Below are 21,662 nucleotides of genomic sequence, written 5' to 3' on the forward strand. Positions count from 1 at the left end.
ACCAGCGCATGACTGGACGTAGCTGTACTCCCTTAGCTATACTCCCTTAGCTGTACTCCCTTACCCTTTGACTGCCCCGATCGTCAGGCCCTTCACGAAATACTTCTGGAAGAACGGATAGGCGATCAGGATCGGAACAATTCCGATCACCGCCATGGCCATCCGGACGGTCTCCGTCGGAATATTGGCTGTCAGGCCTTCCTGCGTTCCGCCGAAATTGCTGCTGGCCAGAAATTGAATGTCGAGCAGTATGCGGTTCAATAGATTCTGCAGGCTGAACAACTTGCTGTCCGTAATATAAACCATGCCGTTGAACCAATCGTTCCAGTAATGAATTGTTTGAAACAAGCCGACGGTCGCCAATATGGGCATCGACAACGGCAGCACAATTTGCACGAAAGCTCTGAACTCGCCCGCTCCGTCGATTTTGGCGGATTCAATAATGGCGGCAGGCACCGATGTAACAAAAAACGTTCGCATCAGCATGACATAAAACGCATTGGTCAGCAGTCCGGGCACGATTAGCGCCATCAGCGTATTTTTCAAATCAAGCAAGCCGGTATAGACCAGATAAGTTGGAACCAGTCCGCCATTGAACAGCATCGTAAACACAACGAAGAAGGACAAAAAGCGGTACGCCGGCATATCCTTCCGCGATAGCGGATAAGCAAGAAGAGAAGTAATGACAAGACTGATTCCCGTCCCGATTATCGTCACCAGCACGGTAATCCCGTTAGCGCGCATGATACGCTCGGCATCCTGCCACAAATAATGATAAGCGGACAGGCTGAATTGCTCGGGAAAGAACGAATATCCATGCAGCAAAATCGACTGCTCGTCCGTAACGGAAGAAATAAACAGCAGTGCAAACGGCAGCAGGCACAGCAGCGACAGAATGAAAAGCACACTATGAACGGCTCCTTGCCACAGCACATTTCCTTGTTTCACAATAATCTCCCCTTTCTAGAACAATGCATTGTCCCTGTTCCTTCTTCTCACCATGTAGTTAGACAGCAGAACGAGCACAAATCCGACAAATGCCTGATATAAGCCGGCAGCGGAAGACATGCCGATATCGCCCAGCGTCATTAGCGCGCGGTAGACGTACGTATCGATGACATTGGTCGTCGATTGCAGCGCACCCGAATTAAGAGGAACTTGGTAGAACAAGCCGAAGTCGGAATAGAAAATGCGTCCGATCTGCAGCAGGGTCATCACCGTAATAACCGGAATAATGAGCGGAATCGTGATGCGCCTGATCTTCTGCCAGTTGCTTGCTCCGTCGATTGTGGCAGCCTCGTAATATTCAGGATCAATCCCGATAATGGCGGCCAGATAGATAACGCATAAGTAACCGGCGCTCTTCCACACCTGTACGATCGTCAGGATGTACGGCCAATACCTGGCTTCGCTGTACCACGATATTTCCTCCAATCCCAGCAACGGCAGCAGGCTATTGTTGACAAGGCCCGTCTCCATGCTGAGGAATGCGAATACCAGATAGCCGACAATGACCATGGAGATTAGATAAGGGAGCAAGATGACACTCTGGTAGAAGCGGGATAAGAGCCGCTGCCTCACCTCGTTAAGCAGAATCGCCACTCCGACCGCGATAATCAGATTAAGGATAATAAAAGCAACGTTGTACAGTATCGTATTTCGGGTAATGACGAACGCATCGGACGTCTTGAACAAATACTCGAAATTTTCGAACCCGATCCATTCGCTCCCCCATATGCCGCTGGAATAGTTGAAGTCCTTGAAGGCGATGACTACTCCGAACATCGGCAAATAGTTGTTGATAATGAGATAGAGCAGCCCGGGCACCATCATGAGGAACAGTACATTATACTTCTTGACCCGGCTAAGTTTTTTTCTTACGGCAGTTGAAATCATATCGTCTACCCTCTCTGCACATTGAGAATATTAACCAACGTTCACCATGTGTTTACCATCAGTAAACACCTTTAGTATAGATACGATTTGTTATCGCATTATCAAACACATGTAAAGAAATGATGAAGGCAGAGACGACCAACGGGATGTGTCCAGGAATTGGCGTGAGAGAGCGAAACTCCGGTCAACAACCAAAAATCCGCACTCCTGAAGGAATGCGGATTTCTCTCTATTGTATGGAAAACGAAGCCGCCGCTTCCTCGCTGTCGCGATAGCCGATACGAACCGCCTTAGCTGTAATCTTGATGCTAACCAGCGCATACGAAGCAATTCCCCGCTGAATGAGGGGTCTTCAACCAAGTTGTTGACTTCGAAAGGGTCGTTTACACAATCGTACAGCTCTTCAGGAGGCCGTTGATTTGACATGAACAGCTTTTGATGCTCGCTTAATTGGCCGGTTAAATGAAGTCTCCAGAGCTCCTGCCACATTGGATATGCGAAAATACATAGTTAAATACAGCAAAAAAGGGGCTTCCCTCTTCCCTGTTCCTCCAATGCGCTTCGCTTCCGTTTTCATCCCATGCCGTAAAAGGGGACTCGAACTGATAGTCCTGATAGTCCGTCTTCCAGGTATTAGTACAATAATAGTCATTGGCCCTCATCGTTTCGGGAATTGTCGAGTTCCGATCAATGTCGGATACATGCCTGTCACGACAGCCGATCTGCTGGGCGCGCATACGCCCGCTACAGCGTAAGCATTGCGGTATAGCGTGCCTTCGTTAGCAAGTCTGTCGATGTTGGGCGTTCGTGCCAATGGATCTCCATAGCATCCCATTCTCGGACTCGTGTCCTCCAGCGTAATCCACAAAATATTGGGTCTTTCTAAACGATGACTCATTTCCGCAAACACTCCTGCCGAGATGATGAATCTCATTTACCAAATGTTATCAAAGGATTACTAATAGTAAACACTCAAAGTATACCTATTATTTGTTAGCCTATTGTCATGATCAAGTAAATGAATCGTAAAGAAGCCTCATGATTGAACGTCTTTTAGTAAGCGCTTTCAATTTGGTTTATTCCGAGTCTCTACGCTCTCCAGTTACCAGTTGCCGCTAATTCGGTTATTTATCATTTTATGAGGGTAAGAATAACACCTGACGGTGTTATTCTTACTTCATTGAGCATCACGCTTTCACGTACGTCAGTACCATGGCGACCATATGCTCGAGGATGGCGGAGGGCTCGACTCCCTGGTCCTGCTTAAGCAGCTGCCCCCTCAGAATCATCCGCTGCAAGGTGGCAATAACGATGTTGCTTAACGTATAAGTCAGCTCGTTGAGATCGATATCGCTTCGAATCGAGCCGTCATCCACTCCTTGCTGAAGCAGTGCGAAGAACGGGTGAGGGCCTCCTTTCAAGAAGGAACGGTATCGCTGCTCAAGCTCGGCAGTGGGATAATTGTCCCGGTAGTAAGCGTCGAATATGGCGATGAAGCGGATCGCGTTGGGATTTTGTTCGGAATGGCTGACCATATGCTCCAGCAGGCTTCGCAGTTTCTCCAAGCCGCTTCCGCCTTTGGCAGCAACCCGATAGATGCCTTCCATCCACGTTCGCAACACGTTCATCTGCACTTCGAATATGATTTCTTCATATGAACGAAAATACTTGTAAAGCGTCACCTTGCTAATTCCGCAATGCTCCACTATATCTTTAAGCGTAACAGCGGATAATCCCCGTTCCAGCAGCAAGTCCTGCGCGCTCGAAATAATATCTTCGCGCCGCTGGCTGCGATGCTGCTCCAGTTGTTCTTTCCATTTGGCGTTCACGTAAAAAGCCTCCCTACGTCTCTAGGAGTATTTCCGCCATTTTAGCATGTTAATCAATGATATACCAACAAAGCATATATTAATAAATTGTAAAAAGAACAGCCGTTACCGCGCGGGACGACGATGACGCTGTCTATTTGAATTTAGTTTACTCTTCCTGCCATTTTCATGAGCTGGCTTAAAAATCTTTTCTTCTCTGCCGGAAAAGTTTGCTCGACGAAGTTCAAGAAAATATCATGACTTATATGACTGATGTCTTTGGCAGTGACATAACGTTCGAAGCCTTTTTGCAGCTGGGATCGTGCCGATTCCGGCGTCATTCGAAGGAGCATTCGCCACTGATTTTGCGCTTCGCGTGTCCATACCTTATCCTGCAGTAAATCAACCTTGCCGTTATCCAATTCCAACTTTTTCTGAAGCATTAAGCTTGCCTCGTCCATCCGTCCGTCTTGCGGGATACCGAGTCTGTCGAATTGCTCGCAAGGCGCATCGTTCGCAGTCATCAGCTCTGCCAGAATGCGAATAAACCGCAACTCGATCGTCGCATCTTGAAGCTCGTATTGCTGATAAGGATCCTTCTTCAGATCAAATAGCTTCGTTCCAAATTGATATGGGTTGAACCATGGTGATTCTACCGGTATTTTCATTGCCATGCAATCTTTTGTGAATGTAAACGGCTCACGCAATTGTATATTTCTCAATTCCGCAGGAGTGAACATATTTTTCATATGAGAGGGCATTAAGGTGTACTCATTCAGCGGATTGTTATCGGGATGTACAGGCGCTCTCATATAAACATACCTTCCGTCGGTGCAATTCACATGTCCGCCGTGAATACCGAAGAGAGCAGCTTCACGAACCGGTTTATCGGTGTCAATCGTTTCACGGAGAGGACGGCCAGTCATATCGCCCGGAACCTGCAAATCGAAGAAGTCCAGAAGGGTTGGAGCCATATCGATCATCTGAACCAGGCTATCTCGGCGTTCGGCTTTTTTTCCGCATCTCGGGTCCCATATAAAGAGAGGCGTATGAGCAATCTCGTTGTACCAAGGCATGATGTTTTTCGCCCAATAATCGCGTTCGCCCATCAGGAACCCATGATCAGTATTGACAATCAGCATCGTGTCTTCCCACATATCGTGCTCGTCCATCAAGTCGAGTACTTTGCCTAAATAAGCGTCGCACATACTGAGAAGAGCGGCGTACTCAAAGCATAGATGAGCGATTTCCTCAGGCGTTTCGTTTACAACCCCGTAGGCCGGCCAATCGAATGATTTTTCGTCGAAATTATGAGGATACAGATCCCTATAATTCTGTGGGGCATAGAACGGTTCATGCGGATCAAATGTTTCGATCTGAAGAAACCAGCTATCTTCTCTAACGTTAGTGCGTATAAATTCCAGGCCTTTCGTAAAGGTGCGGGCTTGCGGAAACTGTTCTTCGCGATCCCTCCGAATATATTCCCGATTGACTTGATCTTGACGAAACACATCTTTCTTGTACTCTACCTTAGATTTCATCACAGGATCCTTGACATGCCCTTTCCACGGATCGCCTTCTTGCCCGCGAATCAATTCGTATGTGTTGTAACGATTATGGTAGTTGGCTCCGCCGTCTTCCCAATAATGATGATGATCAGTGACCAAATGTGTATAAATCCCTTGCTTCTTCAGGAGCTCCGGCATAGAATCATCGAACGGCTCCAACGGACCCCAACTGCGATGAAGAAAGTTATAGCGTCCCGTGTGCAGTTCTCTGCGGGCAGGCATGCAAGGCATGCTGCCCACATAACTGTTATCGAAAGTGATTGTGCGTTCGGCGAGTCTTGCGAAATTGGGGGCATGAACCCAGTCCCCTCCATACGGCGGCAAAAAATGACGGGTTAACGTATCAAACATGATCATAATCGCTCGCAAAACATATCCCTCCCAAAGGTAGGCGGACGCCAAGTTTTTACAGTCGGTATCGCGCAGCTCTCCCCATTAATTTTAGCGTCAGCCTGTTGGAAAGGCTCCAGAGCTTCCTTTAATGCCAGATCCGTATTTTTCTATGAGCTCATCCAATGGATGTAACTGCCCTTTGGCCACATGAGTGGCGTAATTAAACCCGGTTGACGTAATCATCAGTTCAATCTTCTCGTTGCCTGCAAGCATCAGGTTCGTTTGTTGCTGCCACGCGCTAATGCTGATCGGAGTCAAATTGACGGACGCATTGATCTTCTCCTTCAAAATGTTGTTCATTTCAACCTGTACGGTTTGCATGTCTTTCTGGTCGTTCCCGTAGAATGCCATCGTCACTGCGTAAGGCGGCAACTCTTTGCCGCTACTCGTCGAGGATAAAGCAGAGTCGGATGCTTCACCCTCTTTTTTCACACCGCAGCCTGAGATCAGTATACTTGACGCTAGTACAACCATGATCCCTGACTTCATCCACTTTTTTTTCTTGGTCATTCTTGGAACCCTCCTCCCGCAATACTTGTTTAATTGGCAACAACATAAGCGTTCCTAATCATTAATACATGGTTAATATCTATTAACCATCAATAAACACCTCTAAATATAGGACCTTTTTGTTTACTCCATATCAAATATAAGTAATGAATTTGTAAATCGATGTCATCAGTTCTAAAGAAGGAATAAAAAAAACGACCTCTCCCGGTCGTTTTTCAGACATTCTAACAGATTGCATTATTGCCATACTCCATGAATGATGCCAAGCGCAATAAAGGAAATGATATGTTCCCCTGCCGCGATCGCATATACTTTTCTCGACATAAGGTCGAAAACAGCATTTTTCAACAATACTAACGCAATGATTACCGCAACGATTAGCCCCATCAAGAGCCCTGCAACTATCCGCTTGCATCAACAGCCTGAATCAACACCGCATAAGAAACGAGCTTAGAAAAGCCACTTTCTCGCGCGGACGCTTAATGATGATTTCGGTTAGAACGTCTACCATCAGATATCTCCTCACTCATTTTATTGTGGGTTATCAGGAAATATCTAGGCTGTCGCAGTGCCTACAGTTACCTTACCCCTTGCTAGGATATATCATGTCTGATCAATATGCAAAAAAATCCCGGCCATCATTGACCGGGAAATCATTCGTACCGCTTATATGATTCGCAATGCGAATGCCCCATCCGCATTATGATCGGAAGGGAGCCGGATCGCCAGTCCGTCCGAGCTTCGCGACCATTCCAGCTTGCCGGAATAGCCGAGCAGCTCCACCGACTCGATCCCCGCCGGATGAAGACGGAGCGTATCGGATAGCGAGCGGATCAGCACTTGCCCGTCATCCGGCACTGCCATGACAACGGCATACAACCGATCGTCCCTGACCGTGAAGCGAATGTCGCGCGAGGTGAACGGCTGCCGCTTCGTGTCGCTGAACGAGCCGCTGCCGATCTCCGTCGGCCCTTCGCCGAATACCTTCCACGGCCGCGTGCTGAATATCGCTTCGCCGTATAGGGACAGCCAGCGTCCGATTCGACGCAGCATGTCCTGCTCCTCCTCCGGAATCGTGCCGTCCGCGCGGGGACCGATGTTGAGCAGCAGCGCGCCGTTCTTGCTGACGATATCGACCAGATCGCCAATGATGCTGTCCGCCGACTTATATTTGTGATTGGCAATATGGCTCCATGAGTTTTCCGAGACGGACGTGTCCGTCTGCCAGAACGGTCGGCGAATATCCGCCAGCTGCCCGCGCTCGATATCGAATACCGCCGTTCCTTCCGGGAACGCATCGTCCTTGTAGTTGATAGCGACACCGCGCTTCCAATCCAGCCCCTTATTGTAATAATAAGCGGCCAGCCGCTGCAGATAAGGCTTGAACGCGGGCTGGCTAATCCACCAGTCGAACCATAGCACCTGCGGCTCGTACCGCTCGACCAGATCGCACGTCCTGGCCAGCCAGTCCTCCAGGAACGGTTCGTTCGGCTGCTGCTCCGGCCTCCACCCATCTGGATCGCATGGCTGCGCCGGCCCGTACAGTCCGGCATAGCGGGGATCTCGCACATCGGATTGAAATTCGGCTCCTCCATTGAAGAACCACCAGTTCTCCGCCCGATGACTGGAGACGCCGAATACGAGATGCTGCCGGCTGGCGGCATCCGCCAATTCGCGGATAATGTCGCGCTTCGGTCCCATCCGCACCGCGTTCCACTCCGTGAACGGGCAGTCGTACATCGGGAACCCGTCGTGATGCTCCGCCACAGGCACGACGAACTTCGCGCCCGACTCCTTCACGAGCGCCATCCATTCGTCGGCATTGAACTTGTCGGCAGTAAAGTGCGGGATGAAGTCCTTATAGCCGAACTTGTCCTGCGCGCCGTACGTCGCCACATGATGGTCATAGCATGGTGAGCCTTTCGTATACATTTGTCTCGCATACCATTCGCTGCCGAAGGCAGGCACGGCATACACGCCCCAATGAATGAAGATGCCGAACTTCGCATCCTCGTACCATTGCGGTATGCTATACCCTAGCAGCGATTCCCATTCGGTCTTGAATCGTCCCTCATGTATGACGTTCTCTACTTGCCTCAACTTGCGGGCAATTGCATTTCGATTGCTCATACGTATCGATCCTGCCTTTCGATATGCCTATACTGTCTTATCCTGTCAGGCTTCGCTTCTAATCGCCAATATGAACTCCGCCTCCGCCTTGATGCTGCGCACTTCCGCCATTCTGTCGGCAGACGGGCGGCTCTCCAAGTAGATGGCCCGTTCCTTCAGCAGCGGCGAGATTTTCAGAATTATCGGTCCTAGCTCCAGTTCTTCGCGGTAGCGCTTGAGCCCGATCCGCCAAGGAACGCCATCATAGAAGCGGTCCGCCACACAGCGTCCGCCAATATACAGCTGCGCCACATCCCCGACATAGTCGATCGTCAACGCAATATCCTGCGCGCCGTCGTGCAAGGCGGACACATCCACGATTATTTCCCATTCCGGCGACTGCCCTTCCTGACCCTTCTCCTCGAACAAATAAGGGAACAGTTCGTCGTTCAATTCGCTATTGCGGACCGCTCTGTACACCGCCTTGACGGCGTGCCTTCCCGGTTGGGGCCGATACGTCCGGAACGCCGACTCCTCTTCGGCAGGAAGCGGTACGCTGCCACAAGTTAAAGACCGCTCCACCGGCGGGTAGATCGAGAATGCGGCAAGTTCGGGATCTTGGCCGAAAATCCGCAATTCCTCCCCGTCGGGACTGAACAGGATACCCGATTCGCACAGCACAAGCCGTTCCTGTCCGAACGCCAAGCCGCGCCACGCATGCCGCGATTGGCGCTCGGTCAGCGTCAGCAGCTTGATCGCCTTCCCGTCCTCCGCTTGCAAGGTGAACATGCTCGCGATGCCGGGATGGAGAGCACTGACCGTCATGACTTGCCCTTCTCGCCGAACAGTAGCCTTATTCGCTTCAATAAGCTTCACCGTACCGCTATCGAATACATATCGGGGCCTCACGCCTCCCGCTTCGAAGAACACGAATACCGTCTCATGCTCGCCTCTTAGGACGCACAGCGGCTGAGCCGTTGCATATTTCAGCAGGACGCCTTCCATATTCAGATTGAAGGGCCAGAAGAAATAAGCGCCGTCCTTCAGCTCGCAGCCGTCTCCTTCCGGTACAATCAGACGCTCTTCCGGCAGATGCAGTTCGACCCCGGCGCCGTCCTTCACCCCCATCTCCGTCAGCCTTTGATAATTGTTGAAGAACACGTATCCTGCACCGTCCTTCGCCCTGGCCGCCACGCGAAGCGTCTCCGTATCACTTAACGAGGATGGCCGATGGCCCGGAAATACTGTATTCATAGGTGCCAGGCTGGAACCGTAGTCCTGAATGAACAAGTGCAGCCGCTTCAAGAGGCGGTAAGAGTCGCGCAGGAAGCCGTATTCTCCGATCGGAGCCTGGAAGTCATAGCTGTGCACGGGGAGCTGATTGCCGTGTGCGCTGGATTCCTGCATCGTCGTCAGCTCTCCGGCGGGATGGGTGCCGCCATGATACATGTAGTAGCCTAGTAGATTGCAGCCGTTCGCGATGCGCACCGTCGCCATCGCTCCGATGTCGTCAGCAGTGATAACGGGACGCCGGTGGTACGTATGCTGCACGCCGCTCCCAAGCTCGCAGGTGCCGTTCGGATAGCGGTCGATATGCGCCAGATCGCCGGCGATCCCCTCCACCGCTTGCAGCATGTCGCTGCCGATTCCGGGGTCGTTGCGCACGGCATGGAAGAAGTAGTGCGGTCCCGGAGCCAGCTTCTCCGTATGCCTCTCCCAAGGATGGTCGGGATATCCCCCGAACAGAGGAAGCACTTCGTCCTTCGGAATGGCTGCTCCGCCCGGTCCCCCCCAGCCTGTTACGGTATACAGCGGCGCTCTCATCCCCTCCTCCAGAGCAATCTCCTTCAGCCGCTGCAGATGCGCTGCGTTATCTGTCAGCTCGTTATCGAACTGCAGGCCGATGAGGGGGCCGCCATCCTGAAAGGCCAGCCCTTGCAGCTGGGCCGCTATCTCCGCATACAGCCTTCTGACATAGACCAGATAGTCCTCGTCATTCGTGCGCGGCGCGCATCTTCCATGCAGCCAGTCGGGGAATCCCCCGTTGCGGCATTCACCGTGCGCCCAAGGGCCAATTCGGACGACGGTCTCCAGTCCTAGCTTCCCGCACAGCATAACGAACCGGCGCAGGTCACGATCGCCGTCCCACCGGAAGCGGCCCTCCTTCTCTTCATGATGAATCCAGAAGACGTACGTGGCGACGACTCCGATGCCGCCGGCCTTCATCTTCAACAGCTCTTCCTCCCAATATTGCGACGGATACCGGGAGAAGTGAAATTCGCCCATAACGGGCAGCCAAGGCTTTCCGTTACGAATGAGACAATGGCTATTTACATTGATTTCTTCACCGGACGGGCTTACGCCGCCCATTCTCAGGTGGCCACTAAGCCACTCTGTCCCCGCAGGGTTATCCAGCGTTATTACTGTTCGCATGTTCTCTCACTCCCTGTAGCGCATGGCGACACCGATTCGTCTCGCCGGCTTCACCTATTTTTCAGTTGTTAGGTCTACTGTCTGTCCGGCACGGATGTAGAATTGGTATACATATTCGTGCTCGGATGATGCTTCGATGCGTACGGCGGAGGTCAATGCCGGACCGTTGCTGCGCAATTGGACAGCCGTTCCGGTACGGACCGTGCACACACCGCTTCTCTCTGCGATTAGAGCGGCATGCTTCAGCTTGCCTTCGTCCCATTCCATGCTGACGGCATATCCGCCGCGGGCGCGCAGCCCTCGCACGGAGCCGCTGCTCCAAGCCTTCGGCAGAGCCGGCAGCAGGACCAATTGACCGGCATGGCTGTGCAGCAGCATCTCCGCTACCCCTGCCGTATAGCCGAAGTTGCCGTCGATCTGGAACGGCGGGTGGGCGTCGAACAGATTGGGATAGGTCGACTTCTTCAGCAGCGTCTCCACAAAGTGGTGAGCCTGCTCCCCGTCCTCCAGCCGCGCCCACAGATTGATCAGCCACGCGCAGCTCCATCCGGTATGGCCCCCACCATGGCCGATGCGCCTCTCCAGCGTGCGGCGGCATGCCTCCGCCAGCTCCGGAGTGAGGCCGGGCGTAATCTCATTGCCGGGATACAAGGGATACAGATGAGACATATGCCGGTGACCCGGCTCCGCCTCCTCGTAATCGTTCAGCCATTCCTGAAGCTGGCCGTGACGGCCGATCCGGTATGGCGGCAGCTTGTCGATCGCCTCCTGCAGCCTGTTCCGGAATGCCTCCTCCTCCTCCTCCTCCGCGTCATCCGCCACGAGCGGGCCGGCCTCCAAGCATATCCGGAATACGTCGCGAATGAGCGCGATATCCATTGTCGAGGCGCTGCCGACACTGGCGCTGCTGCCATTCGGGGCGATGAATTTGTTCTCGGGCGAGGTGGAAGGATTCGTCACCTGTTGCCCGTCCCCTCCTTCCACAAGGAAGTCCAGCAGGAACAGGGCTGCCCCCTTAATGGAGGGGTAAGCCTTCTCTCTCAGATAGGCCCCATCTCCTCCGAATGCGTATCGCTCCCACAGGTGACGCACCAGCCATGCGGCGCCCATCGGCCACATCGCCCAGGAGACGGTATCCGGCATCTCGCCGGTTCTGCCGACCGGCGAAGACAGCCGCCATATGTCGGAGTTGTGATGGGCCGTCCACCCGCTGCAGCCGTAATGAATGCTGGCCGTTCGCGCTCCCGTCTCGCTCAGCTCGCCGATCATGTCCAGCATCGGTTCATGGCATTCCGCCAAGCCGCATGTCTCCGCCGGCCAGTAGTTCATCTGCGCATTGATATTCAGCGTATAGTTGCTGCTCCAGGGAGGACGCATGTCGGCATTCCATATGCCCTGCAAGTTCAAAGCCTGCGTCCCCGGCCGTGAACCGGCAATCATCAGGTAGCGGCCATACTGAAATAACAGCGCTTCCATATGGGAGTCGCTTCCGCCTGCCTTAAGCTCCATAAGCCGGAGATCCGTCGGCTGATCGATTCGTTCACTGCTGCCCAGATCAAGCTCAACCCGCTCGAACAAGGGCCGATAGTCCTGCGCATGGCGTTCTTGAAGCGTCTCCCAGCTGTGCTGCGACGCGGCATCCAGCTTCGCCAGGCACTTCGCCAGCGAATCTTGACCATCCGTATAGGGGTCCTGGCCGCTGCCGTTGAAGCTGGTCGCCGCATGCATGAGCAGAATAACGCTGTCCGCGCCTTCGACGAGATAACCGTCCTCCGAAGCGTGAAGCGCCCCTCCTTCGTGAATCAGCTTGACGCTAGCCGCGAAGGTCATCCCCTTCCCTTCCTCGTACTGAATCGGCTCTCGCCCCTCCATCTGAAAGTAGTTGGGATCGACGTGGCTCGGACAGCGGCCCTGCATGACAAGTATGCCTCCATCGATCCGCTCCGCTGCATGATGCAGCAGACTTTCCAGCTTCAATCCCAGATGAACGCCTCCCGCGCGATCCGTCCGGAAGCTTAGCGCCATAACGCCGTCCGGTGCGGAGCAGAACAGCTCGCGGCTGTATGCGACACCTCCGCTCTCGTAGCTGACGCGGATGACAGCCTCCTCCAGATTCAGCTCCCTCCTGTAGGACGACACCTCTTCGCCTTCATGTCCGATATCGATCAGCAGATCGCCGAGCGGCATATAGGATTGCGTGAACGGGCCCAGCATGTTGCTCTCGATCAAGCGCTCCGCTTCCCGATGGCGCATCTCATGGATGAGCCGGCGGGCTTGCTCCAGGCAGGCATGCGCCTCATAGTTGTTCGTATCGCAAGGGTAACCCGACCATAACGTATCTTCGTTCAGCTTGATGCGCTCCTGCCTGATGCCCCCATAGACCATGGCGCCCAGACTGCCGTTGCCGACGGGAAGTGCTTCTTCCCATATGGCGGCCGGCTCCCTGTACCATAGACTGTATTGCCCTCGCGCGCTTGACTCCTTGACGCCTCTACCTGCCCCTGTCATCTCCGCATCTCCCTTGCTTTAATTTATAGAATTGCTGAGCATTCAAGCCGAACAGCCGGGCACGTTCCTCTTCTCCCCAGTTATCCGGCAGCCCGCTTGCCAGAACGTCCATCACTTCGTCGTAATCCGCCGCCAGCAGACATACGGGCCAGTCGCTGCCGAACATGACCCGCTCCGGGCCGAACAGCTCCAGCACCTGTCGGATATACGGCATGAAGTCCTCTCTCCTCCAGCGGCTGTGATCGGCCTCCGTGACCATGCCGGATAATTTGCAATAGACGTTCGGCATCCGGGACAATGCGGTCATATGGCTCAGCCATGGCTCGCGCTCCGCATCCTTCACGCGCGGCTTGGCGATATGGTCAATGACGGCCCGCAGATGCGGAACCTGCTCCAGAAGCTTCACGGCATGCGGCAGCTGGCGGGATACGACGAGCAGATCAACGGGTACGTCCTCCGATTCGTATAAGCGAAGCGCTTGCACGAAGGACGGCTCCAACAGCCGAGAAGCATCCGGCATGTCCTGAATCATGATGCGGAAGCCGACGAACTTGGGATGGCGGCGGAAGCGCTCGTAATGGAGGCGGTGATTCGGATCGAACAGATTCAGCCAGCCTACGACGCCGAGCACCGTATCGTTCCCGTCGGCAAGCTGCAAGATGAAGTCCGTCTCTTCGATTGTCGGTGCCGCTTGCACGAGAATGCTGCCGTCCAATCCATGGTTTCGCAGATGAGGTCTTAAGTGCTCCGGCAAGAAGTCCCGATATAGCACAGGAAGCTCTGGTGTAATCCATCCGTAATCATTCCGTTTTATTGTCCAATAATGCTGATGAGCGTCAATCCTCATCGTTCAACCATTCCCTTCTGCAATATTAACGGACATCAGTCTGGGATGCTCGTCCATCCTGATTGCAATGTTAATAGACGTCAAGCCTCGATGCTCGTCCATCCCCATTACAATCTGATAGTCGCCATTCCTCGTCGTTTACCTATGTCCCTATTTCCTTGGCGTTGGTTTACGCAGCTCTATTTTAACGGTTTAAATCCAAAATAAAATAATCGATTTTCAGTTTTTTATACTCTATTTTGATATTTACATTGTTCATTTTTTTAACTCGTTGTCCTTTTTTAATATTGTTGCGTAGTGCAGAATAAGAATGACTCTCGCATACCGCCACATTGCGGAAGAAAGCGGCGAGATCATTGCGGCAAAAAGGCAACAACATGGAAGGAACCTGCAACCAGGCGACTGACAGAAGCAGCGAGCATGCTATAACGGGAAAGCTATAAAGGGAAAGTATTGACAGTGTCGCTTCCTCCGCCTATAGTTATTGTACTGACTAGTCATTCTAAGTTTATGGGAGGGATTGGCATGACAACTGTTCGCACATCAGGCAGCCGCTTCATCGATTCCGATAACCGGCATATTATCCTGCACGGCATCAGCATGGTCTGCAAAGACAAGGAAAGGAACTATATCGATGACTGGACACCGGAGGACTTCATGAGACTGAAGCATTGGGGCTTCAACGTCATACGCCTCGGCATCATCTGGGACGGTATCGAGCCGGAGCCGGGACATTATGACGATCAGTATCTGGAAGCCATCCGGCACTGGATTCGTCTCGCCGACCAGCATGATATGTACGTTTTTCTGGATATGCATCAGGATCTGTACAGCTGCCTGTATTCCGATGGAGCGCCGGCATGGGCCACCATTACAGATGGTCACATCTATGAGAAGACCGCGCTGTGGAGCGACGCTTATTTGTTCGACCGGGCCGTTCAGACCGCCTTCGACCACTTCTGGAACAACTCGCCCGCCCCTGACGGCGTCGGCATCCAGGATCACTTCATCAAGGCTTGGAAATATACGGTGCGTTATCTGGCAGACGAGCCGAATCTGATCGGCTACGATATGATTAACGAACCGTTCATCGGCAGCGGCGTGCAGCGAATCGTGCAAGCCATGTTCTCCGAATACGGAGAGCTTGCCTCCCGGCTTGCGGGCGGACAGCCGCCCGATATGGAGGAACTGCTCGCTATGTGGCATGATCAGGACAAGAAGATGGAAGCCTTGAGCCTGCTTGAATCCATCGATTCCTACCGTCAGGTTATGGAAGCCTCGGCAATCGCGCAGGGAGACTTCGAGCGCAACGTTCTCTCTCCGTTCTACCAGAAGGTAGGCGACGCCATTCGTGAATGCGATCCCGACGGCATCCTGTTCCTGGAGACCAACTATTTCTCCAATATGGGCGTACCTAGCACGATTACCCCAGTGCTGGATCAGGATGGCCGTCAGGACAGGCAGCAAGCTTATGCGCCTCACGGATATGACCTGGTAACGGATTCCGATTATGTCCATGCCGCGGATAACGAACGGGTCAGCTATATTTTCCGGCAGCACGAGGCTACACGGCAGCGGTTGGAGATGCCCATGCTCATCGGCGAATGGGGAGCATACGGCGGTTCCTCCGAAGCGGAGAACGCCGCCTTGCATGTCCAGAGCATCTTCGAGCAGCTGCTGTGCGGCGATGTATTCTGGTGTTATTGGTCTCCGGATATGGACCGCTACTCTTCCTTCAAGGGGGTATGCCGCGCTTATCCCATGGCCGTGTCCGGCACCATTATCCGCTACGCTTATCGCCATGAGGACGACTCCTTCCGTATGGAATGGGAAGAGGACGGCAGCTTATCCGCTCCGACGCTTATCTATATGCCGCCCGCTCAGGAGCATACGGCTAATGAGAGAAGCGTCCGGCTCACCCCGGCAGGCAGCGGCTTCGAATGGACACAGCTTGGCAGTTACGGTGCCGCCTTGCTCCGCATCGCGCCTTCCTCCGGGAGCGGAACAAGATCGGTAACAATAGGTTAATGCGGTGGATTATGTTATAATGGACAGCATCATAGTGTCGTGAGAAAGGACAGATTGGTTAGTGAGCAAGAATAAAATTATTGATGCGGCCATCAAGCTGTTCTCCAAGCTGGGCTACCATAGAACGAGCATGGACGATATCGCCGCCGAAGCGAATGTAGCCAAGGGCACTCTGTACTATCACTTCTCCGGCAAAGGCGAGCTGTTCGAGACGATTGTTACGAACGGCATCAGCATGCTGCAGAGTGAAGTTCAGAACGTTCTCCGTGAAGATCAGAGCGCCGAGCAACAAGTGCGCCTCATCGTGCAGAAGCATATCGAGCTGTTCTTGCGATACAATGAACTGATCCATATTATCTCCAACGAACTGACGAACGGCATCGAACCCGACATCTTGGAGAGGCTCGGGAAGCTGAAGGCCGATTATATTACTTTCTTGTCCGGCATACTGTTGATGGGCTACGAGGATGGCGTGCTGAACAAATTCAACAGCGAGTGGATTGCCGCGGGCTTGCTGGGCTTGATCGAGACTTCCTGTCTGTTTTACATCAGACAGCCGGGAAGCCACTCTGTCGAAGAGTTGCACGATACGATCAACGCCTTCGTGCTTCCAGCCCTGTTGAAGAAGAACGGATAACCGCAACGATAGCACAATAAAGGGAGATCAGCGCATGAAGCAACATTGCTCGCAATTGCGCAGGTCTCCCTTTTCGTCTTGCATAGCTGCGAACTGATCAGAATCCGAATTGGCTGCTCGCATACCGTCCAGCTCCAGTCCACAACAGCTGCCTATCGCTCATATTGCTCACATAGACGCGGCAATCCTGCTGAGAAGTGGCGCTATCGCTCATTTTGGTTACATAGCCCCGACAACAGTGCCTCGTTCCGCCTCAAACAACCTTCTATCGCTCATTTCGCTCACATAGACGTGGCAATCCTGCTGAGAAGTGAGCGCTTGCGCTCATTTTGGTTACATAGCCCCGACATTCGTACCTCGTTGCGCCTCAAGCAACCTTCTATCGCTCATTTCGCTCACATAGACGTGGCATTTCTGCTGAGAAGTGGCGCTATCGCTCATTTTGGTTACATAGCCCCGACAACAGTGCCTCGTTCCGCCTCAAGCAACCTTCTATCGCTCATTTCGCTCACATAGACGCGGCAATCCTGCTGAGAAGTGGCGCTATCGCTCATTTTGGTTACATAGCCCCGACATCAGTGCCTCGTTCCGCCTCAAGCAACCTTCTATCGCTCATTTTGGTTACATAGCCCTCGAAAGTGTGCCTGATTTTCCGCTCTATGATCACATTGAACCGCCTACCGAGACCTGTTCGCCCGCCAACAGCTGCCAATCGATCATTTTTACAGCTCCACGATCGCTTTAATGACCCCGGATTCCGGCTTCAGCCAGCTATCGAACGCTCCGATCATATCCTCGAAGCTGGAGCGATGCGTAATGTAGCGCTCCATATCGACAGCGCCGGCCCTAATCGCACCAAGCACATGGTCGAAGTCTTCCTTCGTCGCATTGCGGCTGCCCATCAAGGTAAGCTCCCGCTTATGAAACTCCGGATCATTGAAGGTTAGTTCTCCCTTGACCAGTCCGACATAAATCAAGGCGCCGCCATGGGCGACCCACCCGAAGGAAGCCATCATGGACTGGGCGTTGCCCGTCGCGTCGAATACTAGCGCAGGATAATCGCCTCCCGTCAGCTCCGACAGCCTCTCCCCGGGCTGCTCCTTGACGTTAATGGCGTGGTCAACGCCAGCCCAAGATCGGCAGAAGGCAAGACGCTCGGCGTTCATGTCCATCGCGACAACACGAGCGCCGGCATACTTGGCCAATGCCATGACACCCAGGCCGATCGGACCCGCTCCGACGACTAGCACGGTATCGTCGGCAGCCAGACCGGATCGCCTTACCGCATGGGCGCCGATCGCCAGCGGCTCCAGCAAGGCCGCCTGATCCAGACTGAGCCCTTCGCTCCTGATCAGATGGGTGACGGGAACGGCGATCCGCTCGCGCATGCCGCCATCCGTATGGACACCGAGCACCCGCATCGATACGCAGCAGTTCGTCTTCCCGTTCCGGCAAGCGATGCATTCGCCGCAATGCAGATAAGGAATAATTGTTACCTGATCGCCCTCGCGCAATCCGGCGTCGTTCCCACCGATGCGCTCGATGATTCCCGACAGCTCATGTCCCAGTATGCGCGGATAGTTGAAGAAGGGCTGGTTCCCCTTATAGGCATGCAAGTCTGTGCCGCATATTCCGATCCTCTTCACAGCTACGATAGCCTCTCCATCTCTCCATTCCGGTTCGGGCAGATCCTCCGCCATGCGGAAGCCATTCACTTGCTCGCAGACGATTCCTCTCATTCGGCAGTTTCCTCCTGTCCCGGCAAGCTCCGGTTATATTCCGGCCGGCCGCTTGCCCACGTCGCGTTATGAATCGGGGCCAGCAGCTGAAGCACTTCCTGCAGCAGCTCCTCATCGATCGGCTCCTCTGTCCATCGCGCATTCTTCACAATATTCTCCGGATTCGCGGTGCTAACCAGCGTCGTCGGAATGCGCTCATTCGCTGTGGAATACTGCACAGCCAGCCGGGCGATGTCCTCTCCCTTCGAGGCGCAATAGGCAGCAGCCTTGCTGCAAAGCTCCTTCACATCCGCGCCGGCGGGATGCCAGTCCGGCGCGCCTCTCATACCCAGCAGCCCCATCGATAACGGCGAAGCGTTCACAAGCCCGACACCTCTGGATGCCAGCAATGGCAACAGTTCCAGCAGCGAGCTGTCGTTAAGCGAATAATGGCAATAGGAAATAATGGCGTCTGCCTCTATATGCGGCAGCAACTGCTCGAACATGGCCAGCGGCAGCCCGCATATGCCCGCATACCGGATTTTCCCTTGCTCCTTCAGCTTGTGCAGAGCCGGTACAGCTTCTTCAATAATGATGTCCGCAGGTACGAATTCCACATCGTGAAGGTACAGAATGTCCACATAATCTGAGTGGAGCCTTGTCAGGCTCTCCTCCAGACTGCTCACTATTCGTCGAGCCGAAAAGTCGAAAGTGTCCATCCCGTACCTGCCCGCCTTCGTAGAGAGATAGAACTTGTCCCGAGGAATATCTTGAATGGCCTTGCCAAGCACGGCTTCCGCTTTCATCGCCCCGTAATACGGGGATACGTCAATATAATTGATCCCGGCATCGATCGCCTCATGCACCGTACGGATACCGGCCCCGTCATCCGTTTCCCGGAATACGGAGCCTAGCGATGACGCGCCAAAGCTGAGGGTAGACACATTCATATCCGTTTTTCCTAATTTGCGGTATTTCATTGCAGAGTCACTCCATCCTTTGTCATTGGAAGTTGCCTTAACGCTTTCAGTCAAGTGGCTGTGAACGACGATCTACCTAATAAATACCACAGAATCAGGACAAAGGACACGGTCAAAAATTAAGATGACGCTCATATTTTCTTCTGCCGCCAGTACAATCGCCCGAGCAGTACCGATTAACAACCGCTGCCCAAGTTAGCATTAACGTATTATTCCAATCCGGCAGCCGTCTGCTCGATCTTCTCTCCATTCTCAAGCCTTATCCAGCTCTGGAAGCCCGGCGTACCTTCCTGGAGCCGAATCACTCTGGCCCCATGCGGAAATTCTTCTCTGCCGTAGGTATTCAGGCCGGTTGCTCGTCCGTAGCATAGCCGGATGCCGTGCCACTCGCCCCAGTAATCGTTCAAGTGGTCATGCCCGCAGAAGGTGCCCATCACATCGCCTTGCTCCACCATAGCCGCGAACAATCCGGTATTCACCTTCGGACAGCATACATTCTCCAGCTTGTGCCCGAAGCATTGCCCCTTGGACCACACTTCATCGTATTCCGGCAATGGAATATGGAAGAATGCAAGCGAAGGCACCCGGCGGCCGCTTCTGTCCGCAAGCGCATTCGACTGCTCCACATACCAGTCGATCTGATTCCGCCGTATCCAGTCGTACCCTTTCACTCCCGGCAGGCACGAGTAGCTTCCGGAGTCCATGAAGTAGAGCGCGGCTTCCGCGTCTCCGCTCTGACCGCCGATTTCGATGACGTAGTTGCCTTCTCCCGCAATCTCCTCCGGGCCGCGCTGCGTCATGGAATGGGCTTCTGCCATGACCGCCTCAATAAGCTCGGAACGGGTGATGTGGTGCTCCGTATCGTGATTGCCGAATATATATGCCCACGGAATGCCTCTGGATGCAACAGACTCTACCGCTTGTTTCATTAGTGTTGCAGGATCGGTCGTGCAGTCTTTCGTCGGATAGATCAGATCGCCGGTGAATACGACCAGATCGGCATCCTCGGTATTCAGCACCGTCTCCATGACTTCCTTGGACCGAATGTCCGTCTCCAGCCCGTCCATCCAATGCACATCGGTAAATTGAATAATCGTAAACGTTCCGTCTTCCCGGAATTTCATTTTTTGATTCATTGGACTATTCCTCCCGTTCCCCAATCGATTAAGTATTAACATGATCATTGTACTGCCAACAGAAAACACAAACAACTAAAATCACACATTAATTTCATATATTTTCTTTGCTTTAGTTGGAAATCCATTTTACAACCATTGCAATCATCCCTATCCGCAATAACTTAAGGCCGCCAGAACGCAATTCTGCGTTCTGGCGGCCCCATAATCCGCTCATGCCGTCATCGATCGGGCAGCGAGCGGACAATATTATCTGTCGTCGCGTCTCCCCAGAATGACCTCCATATGCTGCGCCGTATCATAAGCCAGTTGCCATGGATCGCTCTCGTAGAAGCCCACCTCTGCGGTCAGCGTATCGGTGTAGCCGATCTCCTCCAGCGCCTCGCGAACCGCCTTCCAGTTCACATTGCCGGACAACAGCGGTACGAAGCCTTGACCGGTACCGACGCCGGGACGGAAATCCTTCACATGCACCTTGAAGATGCGGTCGCCTAATATCCGAATCCACTGCTCCGGGAAGCCCATCAGCAGGATATTGCCTACGTCGAAGTAAACGCCGATATGCGACGAGCCGATCTCGTCCACATATCTGGCCATCTCCAGCGGCGAGAGCAGGAACTTGTTCCATACATTCTCCACGCCAATGCGGACGCCCCGGCGCTCCGCCTCTTCCGCCAGCAGACGAAGCTCCCCTTGGCTGCGCTCGTAGCAGGCATCGTACGGCGTATCGGCGTTGACAGCGCCGGGAACGACGAGAACTGTATCCATGCCGAGCTGCTCCGCGATCTCCAGCTGCTTCGACACAATGCTGCGTCCTTGCGCCCGCACCTCTGCATCGGCCGACGACAGCGGACTCTTCCATAACAAGCCCGTTGACAGACTGCGAAGCTGAAGCCCGTAGCGCTTCGCTAACTCCCCGATTGCAGCCACTTCCTCCGGCGTGGAGTCCAACGTCAATCCAGTTCCGCCCGGCTCGTAGAGATTCAGCTCCACGGCTTCATAACCCGCATCGGCGCTTATCTGGAACACCTTCTCCAGCGGTGTGTGATCGGGATAGCACCATTGATTAACACTTTTCAACATATGCGCTG

The 21,662-nt window shown here is 53.5% G+C and carries 16 protein-coding genes; 2 read left to right on the forward strand and 14 right to left on the reverse strand.

Features of this window, described 5'->3' with window-relative positions:
• Positions 1–60 precede the first annotated feature (60 nt).
• From M6D81_RS03450 to M6D81_RS03495, 10 genes are all read right to left on the reverse strand, one after another.
• Positions 61–948 carry a carbohydrate ABC transporter permease gene (locus tag M6D81_RS03450; protein WP_262675417.1) on the reverse strand — a complete coding sequence of 296 codons (888 nt, stop codon included), beginning with the start codon at positions 946–948 and terminating at the stop codon, positions 61–63.
• Between the two features lie 15 nt (positions 949–963).
• Positions 964–1,896, reverse strand: a complete 933-nt coding sequence (locus tag M6D81_RS03455; protein WP_262675418.1) for an ABC transporter permease — start codon at positions 1,894–1,896, stop codon at positions 964–966.
• Positions 1,897–2,554: 658 nt separating this feature from the next.
• On the reverse strand, positions 2,555–2,794 hold the full coding sequence (locus M6D81_RS03460) for a sulfatase-like hydrolase/transferase (RefSeq protein WP_262675419.1): 240 nt from the start codon (positions 2,792–2,794) through the stop codon (positions 2,555–2,557).
• Positions 2,795–3,083: 289 nt separating this feature from the next.
• Entirely contained in the window at positions 3,084–3,725 is a 642-nt protein-coding gene (locus tag M6D81_RS03465) for a TetR/AcrR family transcriptional regulator (RefSeq protein WP_262675420.1), read from the reverse strand.
• Positions 3,726–3,868: 143 nt separating this feature from the next.
• Positions 3,869–5,641, reverse strand: coding sequence for a sulfatase (locus M6D81_RS03470; protein ID WP_262675421.1), 1,773 nt, complete (start codon positions 5,639–5,641; stop codon positions 3,869–3,871).
• Between the two features lie 78 nt (positions 5,642–5,719).
• Positions 5,720–6,175, reverse strand: coding sequence for a type 2 periplasmic-binding domain-containing protein (locus M6D81_RS03475; protein WP_262675422.1), 456 nt, complete (start codon positions 6,173–6,175; stop codon positions 5,720–5,722).
• Positions 6,176–6,841: 666 nt separating this feature from the next.
• Positions 6,842–8,305: an alpha-L-fucosidase gene (locus M6D81_RS03480; protein ID WP_262675423.1), complete on the reverse strand. Its 1,464-nt coding sequence runs from the start codon at positions 8,303–8,305 to the stop codon at positions 6,842–6,844.
• A gap of 45 nt (positions 8,306–8,350) precedes the next feature.
• Entirely contained in the window at positions 8,351–10,717 is a 2,367-nt protein-coding gene (locus M6D81_RS03485) for a beta-galactosidase (protein WP_262675424.1), read from the reverse strand.
• Between the two features lie 54 nt (positions 10,718–10,771).
• Positions 10,772–13,225: a glycoside hydrolase family 95 protein gene (locus M6D81_RS03490; RefSeq protein ID WP_262675425.1), complete on the reverse strand. Its 2,454-nt coding sequence runs from the start codon at positions 13,223–13,225 to the stop codon at positions 10,772–10,774.
• A complete protein-coding gene (locus M6D81_RS03495) occupies positions 13,209–14,072 on the reverse strand; it encodes an amidohydrolase family protein (protein WP_262675426.1) in 864 nt (287 codons plus the stop codon). Before M6D81_RS03495 ends, M6D81_RS03490 begins: the two co-directional genes overlap by 17 nt.
• A 525-nt stretch (positions 14,073–14,597) precedes the next feature.
• On the opposite strand from M6D81_RS03495, the gene M6D81_RS03500 reads away from it, so the two are divergent.
• Together M6D81_RS03500 and M6D81_RS03505 are read left to right on the forward strand one after the other, a co-directional pair.
• Complete coding sequence (locus M6D81_RS03500; protein WP_262675427.1) at positions 14,598–16,100, forward strand: cellulase family glycosylhydrolase; 1,503 nt, start codon at positions 14,598–14,600, stop codon at positions 16,098–16,100.
• A 61-nt stretch (positions 16,101–16,161) separates the two neighbouring features.
• Positions 16,162–16,737: a TetR/AcrR family transcriptional regulator gene (locus M6D81_RS03505; protein WP_262675428.1), complete on the forward strand. Its 576-nt coding sequence runs from the start codon at positions 16,162–16,164 to the stop codon at positions 16,735–16,737.
• Between the two features lie 722 nt (positions 16,738–17,459).
• Here the strand turns inward: M6D81_RS03505 and M6D81_RS03510 are convergent.
• The 4 genes from M6D81_RS03510 to M6D81_RS03525 all read right to left on the reverse strand — a co-directional run bounded on the left by M6D81_RS03510 (position 17,460) and on the right by M6D81_RS03525 (position 21,654).
• Positions 17,460–18,476 carry a zinc-binding alcohol dehydrogenase family protein gene (locus M6D81_RS03510; protein ID WP_262675429.1) on the reverse strand — a complete coding sequence of 339 codons (1,017 nt, stop codon included), beginning with the start codon at positions 18,474–18,476 and terminating at the stop codon, positions 17,460–17,462.
• Entirely contained in the window at positions 18,473–19,435 is a 963-nt protein-coding gene (locus tag M6D81_RS03515; RefSeq protein ID WP_262675430.1) for an aldo/keto reductase, read from the reverse strand. The genes M6D81_RS03510 and M6D81_RS03515 overlap by 4 nt, the downstream gene beginning before the upstream one ends.
• 209 nt (positions 19,436–19,644) lie before the next feature.
• Positions 19,645–20,571 carry a metallophosphoesterase family protein gene (locus tag M6D81_RS03520; RefSeq protein ID WP_262675431.1) on the reverse strand — a complete coding sequence of 309 codons (927 nt, stop codon included), beginning with the start codon at positions 20,569–20,571 and terminating at the stop codon, positions 19,645–19,647.
• A 249-nt stretch (positions 20,572–20,820) separates the two neighbouring features.
• Positions 20,821–21,654, reverse strand: a complete 834-nt coding sequence (locus M6D81_RS03525; protein ID WP_262675432.1) for a sugar phosphate isomerase/epimerase family protein — start codon at positions 21,652–21,654, stop codon at positions 20,821–20,823.
• Positions 21,655–21,662 lie beyond the last annotated feature (8 nt).

The organism is Paenibacillus sp. J5C2022 (assembly GCF_025567625.1).
Classification (GTDB): Bacteria; Bacillota; Bacilli; order Paenibacillales; family Paenibacillaceae; genus Pristimantibacillus.

Bases quoted from the DNA above. Each gene is read 5' to 3' on its own strand.
- M6D81_RS03455 (WP_262675418.1), bottom strand. From the start codon at position 1,896: ATGATTTCAACTGCCGTAAGAAAAAAACTTAGCCGGGTCAAGAAGTAT.
- M6D81_RS03460 (WP_262675419.1), bottom strand. From the start codon at position 2,794: ATGAGTCATCGTTTAGAAAGACCCAATATTTTGTGGATTACGCTGGAG.
- M6D81_RS03475 (WP_262675422.1), bottom strand. From the start codon at position 6,175: ATGACCAAGAAAAAAAAGTGGATGAAGTCAGGGATCATGGTTGTACTA.
- M6D81_RS03480 (WP_262675423.1), bottom strand. From the start codon at position 8,305: ATGAGCAATCGAAATGCAATTGCCCGCAAGTTGAGGCAAGTAGAGAAC.
- M6D81_RS03485 (WP_262675424.1), bottom strand. From the start codon at position 10,717: ATGCGAACAGTAATAACGCTGGATAACCCTGCGGGGACAGAGTGGCTT.
- M6D81_RS03490 (WP_262675425.1), bottom strand. From the start codon at position 13,225: ATGACAGGGGCAGGTAGAGGCGTCAAGGAGTCAAGCGCGCGAGGGCAA.
- M6D81_RS03495 (WP_262675426.1), bottom strand. From the start codon at position 14,072: ATGAGGATTGACGCTCATCAGCATTATTGGACAATAAAACGGAATGAT.
- M6D81_RS03500 (WP_262675427.1), top strand. From the start codon at position 14,598: ATGACAACTGTTCGCACATCAGGCAGCCGCTTCATCGATTCCGATAAC.
- M6D81_RS03510 (WP_262675429.1), bottom strand. From the start codon at position 18,476: ATGAGAGGAATCGTCTGCGAGCAAGTGAATGGCTTCCGCATGGCGGAG.
- M6D81_RS03515 (WP_262675430.1), bottom strand. From the start codon at position 19,435: ATGAAATACCGCAAATTAGGAAAAACGGATATGAATGTGTCTACCCTC.
- M6D81_RS03520 (WP_262675431.1), bottom strand. From the start codon at position 20,571: ATGAATCAAAAAATGAAATTCCGGGAAGACGGAACGTTTACGATTATT.
- M6D81_RS03525 (WP_262675432.1), bottom strand. From the start codon at position 21,654: ATGTTGAAAAGTGTTAATCAATGGTGCTATCCCGATCACACACCGCTG.